Raw genomic sequence first — 12,013 nt, 5'->3', positions numbered from 1 at the left:
TGAAGTTAACTCTTGTAGCTCCAAACTTCCTCGAAGGTGATGTGGACACTGCTGTGTACTGCGTACAGGATGTTCTAGTTCACCCCTATATATAGTCGCTAAACTTTGATTTAAGGCCGGGTTAACCGGCCTTCTAAATCTAAAATATCAATCCTTACCCAGCGTGAGGCTTCCTTTGCTGCGCTCCGCCCATGATGATGCGGGCTGAGGGTTAAAGCAGCAGAGCAGGACAAACTATAATTCCCAACAAACCCGGACCGGCATGGGTACCCACCACAGGCCCAATTTCTCCGATGAGCATGTGGCTGCAAGCAATCTTGTTTTGCAATTTTTCCCGCAGTTGCGCCATCCCCTCGGGGTCATCGCCGTGTACGAGGGCGCACCACAGGGGACAGTCGACCGGGAATTTTTCTGCCACGATCTCCACCAGCCGCTCCATGGCTCTGGCCTTACCCCGAGCTTTCTCGTAAGGATATATAATGCCTTCCTTTAACATACAAATGGGTTTTACATTGAGCAAGCTTCCTAAAAAAGCCTGGGCCTTTCCAATGCGCCCGCCGCGCTGCAAGTATTCCAGAGTGTCTACCAAAAAGTATGCTTGTATATTGTCCATAACCTGGCTGGCTGTTCGCAACACCTCTTCTTTGGTACAACCTGCAGCAGCCTTTTGGGCCGCTGCCAGTACAACTAAACCCAGGGCCAAACTTACTAACCGGGAATCGATTATTTCCAGTTCCTCATAACCCAGCATAGTTTTAGCCAGCCTGGCCGACTGTAAAGTACCGCTTAAGGACGCCGAAATATGGATGGAGATGATACTGGCCCCTTCTTCGATTAAAGGCCGGTAGGCCTCTACAAATTCCTGGGGGGAGGGCTGAGAGGTAGTGGGTAAGTCATGAGAAGTGCGGAACTTCTCATAGAATTGCCTGGAGGTAAGATCCACCCCATCCCGGTAAATTTCTTGCCCGAACATTACTTTTAAGGGGACTACAGTAATGCCGTACTTCTCTATTAGCTCCCGGGGTAGGTCGGCCGTACTGTCGGTAACAATTTTAATTTTACCCACCGTTTGCTTAACCCCCTTCACTCCGCGGAAATAACAAATTGATATAAGGGCTGCCCGCCGTAATAGAGTTCAAAATCCACTTCCGGGAAGCGTTGCCGCATAACCTCCGTTAAGCCTTCGGCTTCGGAAGTGGAAAGACCACCGCCAAAATATAAGGTTACCAGGCTGGATTTATCACCTATCATCTGCTCCAATACTTCTTGCACCACTTGGGCCAGAGCAGGCCCGCAGGTAACCACCTGCCCTTCCACCAGGCCCAGATAATCTCCTGCGCAGATTTCCCGGCCGTTTACCTGGGAATTTCTGGCCGCCCGGGTTACTTCTCCGGTTTTAACTTTGGTCATGGCCTCTGTCATTTTAGCGAGGTTTTCCTCCAGACTGGCATAAGGGTTAAAAGACATAAGGGCAGCAATACCTTGGGGTATAGTTACAGAGGGTACTACCCGCGCAGGCCGGTTTGATATTTTAACGGCCTGTTCGGATGCCAGGAGTACATTGCTATTATTAGGTAGAACAATAACCCAGTCGGCCTCTACATTGGCTATAGCGGTGGCCAGGTCCTGGGCGCTGGGATTCATGGTTGGCCCGCCGTCCACTACTTTGCTTGCCCCTAGGCTCTCTAATATAGCGTTAAGGCCCTCGCCCGGCCCTACGGCCACGATCCCTATAGGCTCTCTCTCCTCACTGCGGGACAGTTTCCACTCCAGGTGCTGCTCTTCCATATTATTTATCTCTACCGAGTGTAAAGCCCCGTACTTGAGGCCGCATTCCAGCACCAGTCCCGGGTGGTTAGAATGGATATGAATCTTGGCTGTCTTCTGGTCCCCCACTACCAAGAGGCAGTCTCCATAAGGGGCCAGCTCAGATTTTAAGGTTTGCAGGGGGATATTAGAGCCTACCAGTACAAATTCGGTGCAATAGGTAAATTCTATTTCCGCCGGCAGTACCGTCCTTCGCAGAGGAGCAAATTGCTTTTGTTGGGAGACGGCCAAATCAAAAAGTTGAATATCCTTTCTAACCGCTAAGTCCTTCAAAGCCTGGATAATGCCCTCTAAGATTACAACCAGCCCTTTACCGCCCGCGTCCACCACTCCTGCCTCTTTTAAAACCGGCAAGAGATCAGGCGTGCGCTCCAGGGCCTGCTGGGCCTGCCGGCAAGCGTAGACGATGACCCGCGGCAAATCCCTGGTCTTTGCCGCCGCTTCCGACGCGGCCTGGCTTATGGCCCGGCAAACCGTGAGGATGGTACCCTCCACCGGGTTGGCCACGGCGCGATAAGCATATTCGGCACCGAGAGCAAAGGCCCGGGCCAGGTCATGAGCTCCTGCCCGCTCTTTATCTGACAAAGCGTCGGCAAAGCCCCGCATTATTTGAGATAAAATTACACCCGAGTTTCCTCTGGCTCCCAAAAGACAACCCCTGGCAGCGGCATCAGCCACAGCTCCCAGGACCGAGCTATCAAGGCCTTGCATTTCTTTAACCCCGCTTAAAAGGGTTAAGTACATATTGGTACCAGTATCCCCATCGGGAACAGGAAATACGTTCAAAGAATCTATTTCGGCCCGGGCGGTAGCCAGACGGTTGGCGGCCCCCACCAGCATAGCCTTCAAGTCGCGTCCGTCAAAAAAATAATAATTCAAGATCTGTCCTCCATTCCTATGTATAAAGCTTTATGCTACATTCGACATCCAAGAACTTTTTCCTGCTCTAAGCCAGAGGCCCTTTATACTTCAAACATCAAGGTGTGATGCAGATCACTGGAGGAAGAAGAAAACCATCACAGCAATGCCGAGGTCAGCCTGGTATATTAAAATAAAAATCGACTATCTTGAGGGGGTTAGAACTATGACCGCCTGCAGCACCTGCACTTCTTCCCAATTTTGTTATTCCGCCCATAAGAGTACCAATGAGATGTACGAGCGTACCAAAAAGATGGGGATTACCACCATTTTTGACCGCTGGGAAGCTCAACAGCCCCAGTGCGGTTTCGGTATGCAGGGGGTGTGTTGCCAGCTATGCAGCCACGGCCCCTGCCGTATCACCCGGCGAGCCGAGCGGGCTATCTGCGGCGCCACGGCTGATACCATCGTAGCCCGCAACCTGGTTCGACTGGCCGTACACGGAGCGGCAGCTTATAGCCATCACCTGGAAGAGCTCGCTAAAACCCTGAAAGCCACGGCCCAGGGCAAAACTCCCTTCAAAATCGGCGATGAACCAAAGCTGCGCGAAATAGCCGGGATTTTGAGGTTGGACACCAACAAGTCTGTAGAAGAGCTCGCCGTAGCCCTAGCCGATGCAGTACTGGCTGAGCTGCGCAAGGGTAGCGAGGAACCCCTGGCTTTGCTTCAGGTTTTCGCGCCCGCTTCCCGTAAAGAAGTATGGGAGAAGCTGGGGGTGATACCCGGTGGTGTCTTATCAGAAATCCGCGATGCCCTCACTAAATCCATGACCAACATCGATACTGATCCCGTCGACCTTTTGTTGACGGCGGTACGGCTGGCCCTGGCTACCGGCTATATGGGGCTGGTAGGTACCATCACGGTGCAGGACATCCTACTGAGCACACCGGCCCTGGTAGAGAGTGAAGCCGATCTGGGCATTATTGATCCCGAAACGGTGAATATTGTAGCCCACGGCCATGTTCCGTTAATGGCCACGGCCGTTCTCCAGGCCATCCAAGATCCCGAGCTACAGGAACTAGCCCACCAGGCCGGAGCCAAGGGAATCAAGGTTTATGGTTCCATGTGTACGGGCCAGGAGCTTATGCAGCGTTCAGCGACCAGCGCCCAGGGCTTTGCTGGGCAGCTCAGCAACTGGCTGGCACAGGAATACTATGTAGCCACGGGTGCCGTAGACCTGGTAATGATGGATATGAACTGTTCTATCCCGGGGCTGAAAACAGTGGCCGACCACTTCCATACCAGGCTGGTGAGCGTCGACAGGATTGTGCGCATGGCCGGAGTAGAGGATCATGTGGACTATGATCCGGAAAAGGTGGCCGAACAGGCTCGTCAACTGGTCAAGATGGCCATCGAGGCCTACAAGAAGCGCGGCCGGAGCATCTATGTTCCGCCTTACAAGGCCAAAGTGGTGGCCGGCTTCGGCGTGGAGACCATCTTAAAAGCCCTGGGCGGCAGCCTAGATCCCTTGCTCGATGCGGTTAAGCAAGGGGCCATCCGCGGGATAGCGGCGGTTGTCGGTTGCACTAATAACCGCAACGGCCATGACCTTAAAGGGCTTACAATTATGCGGGAATTCCTCAAAAACAATGTCCTGGTTATCTCTGCTGGCTGCATGAGCAGCGCGGCGGAAATTGAAGGGCTCATGGATCCAGCAGCTGCGGAGTTCTGCGGGGATTCTCTGAAAGCCGTCTGCCAGTCGCTAGGTATACCGCCGGTGTTAAACTTTGGCTCTTGTGTGGACATTGGCCGCATTGGAGTCGCGGTAACTGCCATAGCCGGCGCTTTAGGAGTAGATCCGAGCCAGTTACCGGTGGCAGCTTCGGCACCGGAGTATCTAGAACAAAAGGCGGTGGCCGATGGCATCTTTGCCGTGGCCTTCGGGCTCTTAACCCATATAGGCCCGGTACCACCTGTGACCGGCAGCGAACTGGTGACCAAGATTTTAACCCAGGACATCGAGCAGTTACTAGGCGGTAGGGTACTGGTGGAAGAGGATCCCGTGAAGGCAGTGGAAGCCATGGTCGCCCATATAGATGCCAAGCGTAAAGCCTTAGGCTTATAGGAGGCGACTTAAAATGAAAGAAATCATGATTGATGTCCAGCGCTGTAACGGCTGCCTGACCTGTACCCTGGCCTGTGCTGCTGCTCATTCCCTCAGTCAGACCATCCTGGGAGCTATGGTAGAAAAAGTTCCTTCCCGCATACAGGTATTGCCGGTTAAAGGTAAAGCTGTACCCCTCATGTGTCGACACTGCGAGGAACCGGCCTGTGTGGATGCCTGTATGACGGGAGCTATGCAGAAGGACCCGGTGACAGGGATTGTGACTAATGAAGGAAACGAGCAGACCTGCGTAGGTTGCTGGATGTGTATTATGGCCTGTCCCTACGGCGCCATTACCCAGCACCCGACCAAGAAAATAGCCCTCAAGTGCGACCGCTGCAAGGGACGGGTAGTGCCAGCCTGCGTGGAAGCATGTCCTAATAACGCCCTCCAGTTTGTGGAGGTAGATGCCTTTGCCAGGGAACGTGCTGCAAGAGCTACTCTTGCTTTAGCTGCCCTCGGCTAAAGGAGAGGGGGCGATGACCTTTGCGCCACGTTATTATTGGTAACAGTGCTGCCGGAGTGCGGGCAGCCGAGACCCTCCGCTCTCTCGACCCTAAAGCGGAGATAATCATGATTGCCGAGGAAAATCTACCGGCTTACTCTCGCTGCCTTTTGCCCAATTTCCTGGCCGGCACTCGGGATGGGGAGGATTTGCGCATTCGCCCGCGGGACTTTTACAGCCGGAATCGAATTCAGACCATTTTCGGCCAAAGGGCAGTGGCAGTGGACGTCCGGTCCAGGGAAGTTAAGCTGGAAGACGGGACCGCAGTTCCTTACGATAAGCTGCTTATTGCTACCGGTGCTTCCAGCCTACTTCCCCCGGTACCTGGGGTTAACGGGGAAAACGTTTTTGGCTTACGGCATTTATCCGATGCTCAGGGTATCTTGCGAGCCTGCGCTAACGCCCGCAAGGTAGTTATCGTAGGCGGGGGTTTTGTAGGATTGGAAGCGGCTTATGCCCTTTACGGCCGGGGCCTGGAAGTCACTGTAGTAGAGAAGATGCCCCATATCTTGCCGCAGCAGTTTGATGCTCTGGCTGCAGGTATCTTAATGCGGGATATGCAAGCCGAAGGAATCCGGTTTATCCTGGGCAAAGGTATAAGAGAGATTGCTGCACCGGGATTATGGAGCCGCCTCTTTGGGCGGCCTGGTAAAGGGGTAATCCTAGAGGACGGAGAGAGGTTAAAGGCCGACGTGGTAGTGATTGCTACCGGCACCCGGCCCAATGTGGAGGTAGTGCGCGGTACTGGAATGGTGATAAACCGCGGTATCCCAGTTAACGAGTTTATGGAGACAAGCATCCCGGATATTTACGCTGCCGGAGATGTAGCTGAAACAAAAGATGTAGTAACTGGTCAGATGGCGCTGACACCTATCTGGCCCAACGCTTGCGTCCAGGGCCGCATTGCTGCTTATAATATGGCCGGTGTTAGACGGCCTTATGGTAGTATGGTAGGTATGCAAAATGCAGTGGAATTCCGGGAGGTCCCAGCTATTGCTATGGGACTCACCCAACCGCCCGAAGACCAACAATATGAAGTATTACAGGATTACCAGCCGGATCGCAACCGATACAAAAAGCTGATACTCCGCGATAATATCCTGGTAGGCATGATCTTGGTAGGAACCATCCACCAGGCAGGAGTTTACGGCGCCCTCATCAAGAAAAAAGCTGATCTGGGGCCCTTCCGTCACCTCCTGTTAAGAGATGATTTTAACTACGGCCACATTTTCGGCTAGACCGCTACCTTTCAGGAGCGGTCTTTTGTTGGGTGGGTTTTCTAATGCACCCCCTGGTGTTCTAACTCGCACAGTTTGTGGCTGAACCAGGCAGCGTGCAGATCTTCATCGATGAGGTGGGACCATAGCAGTTCAAATAAGCGCTCTTCCCCCACCTTAAGGATCAGCTTTTTATAATCAGCCATAGCCTTTTCCTCTAAAGTAATGTTGGCTTTGAGAAGGATCCGGGGATCCGTCCAGTTGAGGATAGTACCGGTAGCCAGGCCTAATAGAGGGCCTAAAATAGCGCCGAGGCGCGTAGGAGTAGCACCTCGGCGCTTAATTTCTTCTTCCAGGTTTACCACATGCTGTTGTTCAATTGCTGCCAACCGCGTAAGTACCTTTTGCAAGTAGACATCAGTTGCCGACCGGGCCTGGGCGGTATAAAGGCCAACTTGTTCTATTTCCAGGCTATAAAACCAGTTCAAATGGCGGATAAGGGTAGCTTCCTCCACGCTAGAACAGCACCCCTAAATAATAAAGTGTGCGAGGATTAAAAGCTTTATACTTCTTATGGGAGGCACCAAAGATTTAGTTCTTACGCGGGAAAATAGCCAGGGAGTATATAACGCTTAAAACAGAAGCCAGAATGAGGGCGGTTATTACGACTATAAAGGCCACCGTACCCCGGGCCAGGAAAGCGACCAGGATAGAAATAACCCCTGCCAGGACATAAGCCATACCGGCAAACCGGTGGCTCTTGCGCCACACTGCTTCATTGGCCAGAGTCCAGGGGGTGCGAATTCCCACAAAGTAATTATACCTAACCCGGGGCAGATAATTGCCAATGAGGATAAACAGGAGACCTAGCAAAACAGGCATTACCCGATCCATAGGCACGTAATAACCCAGGGCGGAGGTTAAGACAAGGCCATAAAGAACAGCCATAAATAGGACTAAGCCTAGGCGAATAACCCGGTAGGCCCCCAGGAATTTGAGATAATTCTCCCGCCGAGGGTCAACCAGGGGTAAAACTAACATTAAAACGTAAATGCCGGTGGTAAAGAAGGGGAGCATAAAAGCGCCAAAGGGACGGGAACCATAATTATCCACTTGACCTGCTGCGTTCCAGTGAATAGGTACCCTCTCGGGCAGGTAGGGGTAAATCACTATACCGGCCACCAGCATTATGAGCAAGACTAATATAGCCGGCCAGTCCTGGACCAGCATCCTTTTATCAAGGCGGTAATTCTCCATAGGAAGGCCCCCTTATAAAATGTTTTTATATGCCTTCATTTCCTGGTCGTTTCCCATTATTACTAGTAATCTCCAGTAACCATCTCAATAAATCTTGAAATATGGTTGTGTTTAATGAGTATACAATATACTGCCCCTGGCGCTCGTCCAGAACTAACCCGGCCTCCTTCAGCACTGCCAGGTGGTGAGAGATAGTAGGTTTGGTGAGGTTAAAATGATCCGCAATCTCCCCCGCCGTCAAGTCCTTTCGGGCTAACAGGCGTAAAATTTCCCGCCGGGTAGGATCTCCCAAAGCCCGAAAAATATTGTTTAACCCCATGTACTCCACCTTATTTCGATAACTATCTAATTATTAGTTTAGAGGTAATCATTCCTTTTGTCAAGCTACGTACCGGGCATAACAGGTTATGGGTGTGGTAGGCAATTAGTATTCCAAAAAGGAATATTTGCTATAGCAGGAATTTATCAAACGGCGACGAATGGTGTAAAACATAAATAGGCAAAGGAGGGAAATTTTCTTGGAAAGTAAAACAGCTATAACTACTCCGAGTAAAAGAAGAAAAGCTTATTTAAAGCAATCTTTAAAGGAGGTTTGGTTGCGGTTATTCCATGAGCCCTGGCCTTTAGGAGCAGGAGCCCTTGCACTCACCATCACCAACTTATTTATGTTCATATATGCCCGTGCTTTGGGCGTTTTTCCCCAGATGGCCATGTGGGGAAGCTGGCTCTATAACTTGATAGGAATAAAGACTGAAAGTCCCTTTATTCCCTACCCGGTGAAACCCATTTATTTAGATATGCATAGTTTGCTCAATATAGGCATTGTTTTCGGTGCTCTGGGCGCTTCTTTGCTGGCCCGGGAATTTAAAATCCGGCTAGAAGACTGGCAAGGTTATCTTTTAGGCGCCCTTGGCGGTATCTTGATGGGGTTGGGGACGGTACTGATGCCGCCGTGCAATGTGGGTGGCTTTTGGGTAGCTACTATGGCTTTTTCTTTAAGCGGTCCTTTGGCGGCTATAGGCCTACTGCCAGGCGCTTACGTAGGAGGTAAAATCCTACAATACAACATACGCCAGGCCCTGCAGGAATTAGATTTTGCTAAAGCCCTAAAGGGGGAACCCGCTATATCGCATTCTGTATCCCAGCAGCCCAAACAGGGTATCTTGGTATTTCTTGCTATATGCGCCATTGCTGTAGTTTATTATCTTCTGGGAATGCCTAAGAATGCCGGCCTGTTCTTGTTCGGGGTACTTTTTGGCGTAATTGTCCAGCGCTCCCGCCTGTGTTTTGTTGCTGCTTTCCGGGAGATCTTGATTAGCCGTGACGGTAAGGTTATGAAATGGGTTTTGAGTAGCATGGCTATTGGTGCCCTGGGTTTTGCCCTTCTCAAGGGCCAGGGCTACCAACCTCAGCATATGGTTTTCCCGGCCGGCTGGCATAATATTGTGGGCGGCTTTATCTTTGGGATTGGAATGGTTCTTGCTGGGGGTTGCGGCCTGGGGATTTTAGTGCGTAGCGGCGAGGGTTATACTCGCTCTTGGGTAGCCATTTTCACGGCTATGCTGACCTCAGGAGCCTGGGTGCACCTTTATGGTCAGAAAGTAGGCCAAGGATGGCTATACGGTAAGCCGGTCTACTTGCCCGAAGCCCTAGGTTGGGGCGGTGCCCTGGCTTTTGTTTACACCTTCCTGCTAGTATTCTATTTGTTCATACTTTGGGTGGAGGCAGGAAAATATGAAAGAGCTTAAGCCAGTAATAATAAATAAGAACCACTACCAGGTGGATATGCGAGGCTGGATGTGCCCCTATCCTAAATACGCCGTTGAATTGCTTTTGGAAAAGCTGCCGCCGGCAAGCCTTATGGACCTTCTGGTCGATTGTCCCGCGGCCACCAAGGATGTGCCGGAAGTGGTCAAAAGCAAGGGCTGTAACGTCCAGAAAGTTACTTCTATCAACGATGGGGAATGGCTGATTAGAGTGAGCAAATAAGCGAGCGCAGCCTGACTAGCCGCTAAAATATGATAATCTTCCCCAAGGAAATTTATGAAGGTGGAGGACCATTTTTGCGCCCTTAGCGTACCCCAGTGTAGTGCCCTCCGGAGGGAAAAAGTAAAACTAAAGGAATTTTTGTGGGTTACAGGAAAATAGCCACCGCATGGCGAACTCCTAAACTACTCCCTCCGGCTCAAAAGGGAGGGGCGGCTTATACGGAAAGCAAGCTGGAAAATAACACGGGAGGATTACCAAGGTTGGCAAAGAAAGATGTGTTCGGCTACGCCTCGGCCCGGGGGAAGCAATTAATTATCTACCGGGAGATCCTAGAGGACCCGGTTTATGCTGCATTCCTGGATTTACTAGGCTACTTGAGCACACAAGAAGTCGAGCCGGAAAAGCTTTTATCTGCCTGCCAGAATTTTTTCTTTCTCTTGGCTGAAAAAAGTGAACTTTATCCTGGCGAGATGGTAGGTGATCCCTGGCAGAATTACCTTGTGGACCAAATTATCCTGACCGAAAACGTATTTACCCGCAAGGCTGCCTTAAAAGACCGCGCCGCCATGGGACCTGCTCTGGTCCAAGCAGTACAGCAGGACCTACGTATTTTGCGTATGCTGGCAGGCTTAGGGGAAGCGAGTTATCAAGAGGCCCGAGCTAGATTGGCCCGGACCGGTTGGGAGGAGGCCTTGCCCAACTGGGCCGAATTTAATCCCCTAACCCAGCACCGTCCCCTGGGACCGGCAGAAAAGGCCAGACAGCAGCTAAAAAGGAACTTGGCAGCCCTCCCGGACTGGGAACGATCAGGCCTGGAACTCCTAGCCAGTCATTATGCTGCTTACGGCTCCGGCCTTTTTGGCGAATTTTGGGCTTTTCGTTGGGTGCGGGGGAAAGAAGGGGGGTATTTAGAGGGCATCGCTTTTCCCGATCCTATACGCTTAGAGGATCTCGTTGGCTATGAAAGGGAGCGCGCCGAAGTGGTGCGTAATACGGAAAAATTCTTACGCGGCCTGCCGGCCAGCAACGTCTTGCTCTACGGGGCGCGGGGCACGGGCAAGTCTTCCACTGTCAAAGGTTTAATCCATGCTTACGGGGAACAGGGATTGCGATTAATTGAGCTGCCCAAGCGCTATTTGAGGGATTATCAAGAAATATTAAAAATAATAGCACCTCAACCGCAAAAATTTATTATTTTTCTCGACGATCTTTCCTTTGAGGAAGATGAAATTGAATACAAAGAACTCAAAGGCTTGCTGGAAGGTAGCTTACAGGCCAAACCTGATAATGTTCTGGTCTATGCTACTTCCAATCGCCGGCACTTAGTTAAAGAATATTTCTCCGACAGAGAACTTGGCCACCAGGATGGCAGAACACGAGAGGTATGGCAAGCGGATACGCTGCAGGAGAAACTTTCCCTGGCGGAGAGATTCGGCTTGACCGTCATCTTTTACAGTCCCGACCAGGAGGAGTATGTGGCCATTGTAAAGGAGCTGGCAGCCAAGCGCGGCATCAACATGGATGAGAAGGAATTGCGCCAGCAAGCCCTTAAATGGGTCCTTTTTCAAAATGGAATTTCAGGCCGTACAGCCAAGCAATTTGTGGATTACCTCTATAGCGAGTTAAGGCTCAATCGAGGAATGCTAGCCAAATAGGAACTGGTTTAAGCCTTAGAGCCTGCCCGGCTAGGGGGCAGGCCTTTGTGTTATTGCCCACACCCACAATAAAAAGGTCACAGCTCTTCTTATTAAAGAAGCCGGTTTCCCAAAAGAAGAGCTGTGACCTATTTCACAGAGGGAATCAACTTTCCCTCATAAGTTCGCCCTGCGCTCACGCCGCTCCTCAAAGATACGCGCGCAATCCTCACTGCAAAAGTAATACTCTTGTCCGCCGTAAATCCTGTAAACAGCCTCTTCCTTGTTTACCATCATTCCACAAACAGGGTCCTGGGCCTGGCCGGCAGAGATTTTGCTTTCGTGATCCCTCATTGGGTAGTCTGCTTGGTGGTGACCATCACCGTGTTCGCCATGCCCCCTTCGTCTACTGTGGTTATGCTCACTGTGCCGGTGACCTCCGCAACACCCACCCCCATAACGCATCATGAAAAACATTAAGCCACCTAGAAGCGTTGTGAAAAACTCATTTTAATTAGCAGGTATTAGCATATCGACATCGAAAATAGTAATGACATCTACT

The 12,013-nt window shown here is 51.2% G+C and carries 12 protein-coding genes; 6 read left to right on the top strand and 6 right to left on the bottom strand.

Annotated features, from left to right (window positions below; all coding sequences use genetic code 11):
- Window positions 1-211: 211 nt before the first annotated feature.
- Both AC1BI1_RS13390 and AC1BI1_RS13385 read right to left on the bottom strand, forming a co-directional pair.
- Window positions 212-1,066: a DegV family protein gene (locus AC1BI1_RS13390; RefSeq protein ID WP_476717809.1), complete on the bottom strand. Its 855-nt coding sequence runs from the start codon at window positions 1,064-1,066 to the stop codon at window positions 212-214.
- Between the two features lie 17 nt (window positions 1,067-1,083).
- Window positions 1,084-2,706 (bottom strand): DAK2 domain-containing protein, encoded by a 1,623-nt coding sequence (locus AC1BI1_RS13385; protein WP_476717808.1) that lies wholly within the window; start codon window positions 2,704-2,706, stop codon window positions 1,084-1,086.
- Window positions 2,707-2,911: 205 nt separating this feature from the next.
- Here AC1BI1_RS13385 and cooS point away from each other — a divergent pair, with 205 nt between their 5' ends.
- Genes cooS through AC1BI1_RS13370 form a run of 3 tightly spaced genes read left to right on the top strand, consistent with a single transcriptional unit; the run spans window position 2,912 to window position 6,592 of the window.
- Window positions 2,912-4,810 carry an anaerobic carbon-monoxide dehydrogenase catalytic subunit gene (gene cooS / locus AC1BI1_RS13380; RefSeq protein WP_476717807.1) on the top strand — a complete coding sequence of 633 codons (1,899 nt, stop codon included), beginning with the start codon at window positions 2,912-2,914 and terminating at the stop codon, window positions 4,808-4,810.
- 13 nt (window positions 4,811-4,823) lie between these two features.
- Window positions 4,824-5,315 carry a 4Fe-4S dicluster domain-containing protein gene (locus AC1BI1_RS13375; RefSeq protein WP_476717806.1) on the top strand — a complete coding sequence of 164 codons (492 nt, stop codon included), beginning with the start codon at window positions 4,824-4,826 and terminating at the stop codon, window positions 5,313-5,315.
- A gap of 20 nt (window positions 5,316-5,335) precedes the next feature.
- Window positions 5,336-6,592, top strand: a complete 1,257-nt coding sequence (locus AC1BI1_RS13370; protein ID WP_476717805.1) for an NAD(P)/FAD-dependent oxidoreductase — start codon at window positions 5,336-5,338, stop codon at window positions 6,590-6,592.
- A gap of 41 nt (window positions 6,593-6,633) precedes the next feature.
- Here AC1BI1_RS13370 and AC1BI1_RS13365 read toward each other — a convergent pair whose 3' ends face one another.
- From AC1BI1_RS13365 to AC1BI1_RS13355, 3 genes are all read right to left on the bottom strand, one after another.
- Window positions 6,634-7,086 (bottom strand): ferritin-like domain-containing protein, encoded by a 453-nt coding sequence (locus tag AC1BI1_RS13365; RefSeq protein ID WP_476717804.1) that lies wholly within the window; start codon window positions 7,084-7,086, stop codon window positions 6,634-6,636.
- Window positions 7,087-7,162: 76 nt separating this feature from the next.
- Complete coding sequence (locus AC1BI1_RS13360) at window positions 7,163-7,828, bottom strand: SdpI family protein (protein WP_476717803.1); 666 nt, start codon at window positions 7,826-7,828, stop codon at window positions 7,163-7,165.
- 25 nt (window positions 7,829-7,853) lie between these two features.
- Complete coding sequence (locus tag AC1BI1_RS13355) at window positions 7,854-8,147, bottom strand: autorepressor SdpR family transcription factor (RefSeq protein WP_476717802.1); 294 nt, start codon at window positions 8,145-8,147, stop codon at window positions 7,854-7,856.
- Between the two features lie 199 nt (window positions 8,148-8,346).
- Here AC1BI1_RS13355 and AC1BI1_RS13350 point away from each other — a divergent pair, with 199 nt between their 5' ends.
- From AC1BI1_RS13350 to AC1BI1_RS13340, 3 genes are all read left to right on the top strand, one after another.
- Window positions 8,347-9,576: a YeeE/YedE thiosulfate transporter family protein gene (locus AC1BI1_RS13350; protein ID WP_476717801.1), complete on the top strand. Its 1,230-nt coding sequence runs from the start codon at window positions 8,347-8,349 to the stop codon at window positions 9,574-9,576.
- Complete coding sequence (locus AC1BI1_RS13345; protein WP_476717800.1) at window positions 9,563-9,817, top strand: sulfurtransferase TusA family protein; 255 nt, start codon at window positions 9,563-9,565, stop codon at window positions 9,815-9,817. Before AC1BI1_RS13350 ends, AC1BI1_RS13345 begins: the two co-directional genes overlap by 14 nt.
- Window positions 9,818-10,077: 260 nt before the next feature.
- On the top strand, window positions 10,078-11,472 hold the full coding sequence (locus AC1BI1_RS13340) for an ATP-binding protein (protein ID WP_476717799.1): 1,395 nt from the start codon (window positions 10,078-10,080) through the stop codon (window positions 11,470-11,472).
- 156 nt (window positions 11,473-11,628) lie between these two features.
- On the opposite strand, the gene AC1BI1_RS13335 is transcribed toward AC1BI1_RS13340, so the two are convergent.
- On the bottom strand, window positions 11,629-11,805 hold the full coding sequence (locus tag AC1BI1_RS13335) for a YHS domain-containing protein (RefSeq protein WP_476717798.1): 177 nt from the start codon (window positions 11,803-11,805) through the stop codon (window positions 11,629-11,631).
- Window positions 11,806-12,013 lie beyond the last annotated feature (208 nt).

This window comes from Thermanaeromonas sp. DSM 22490 (assembly GCF_056378755.1).
Note: the sequence above shows the minus strand (reverse complement) of the source record. Positions and strands in the feature narration are given on the sequence as shown.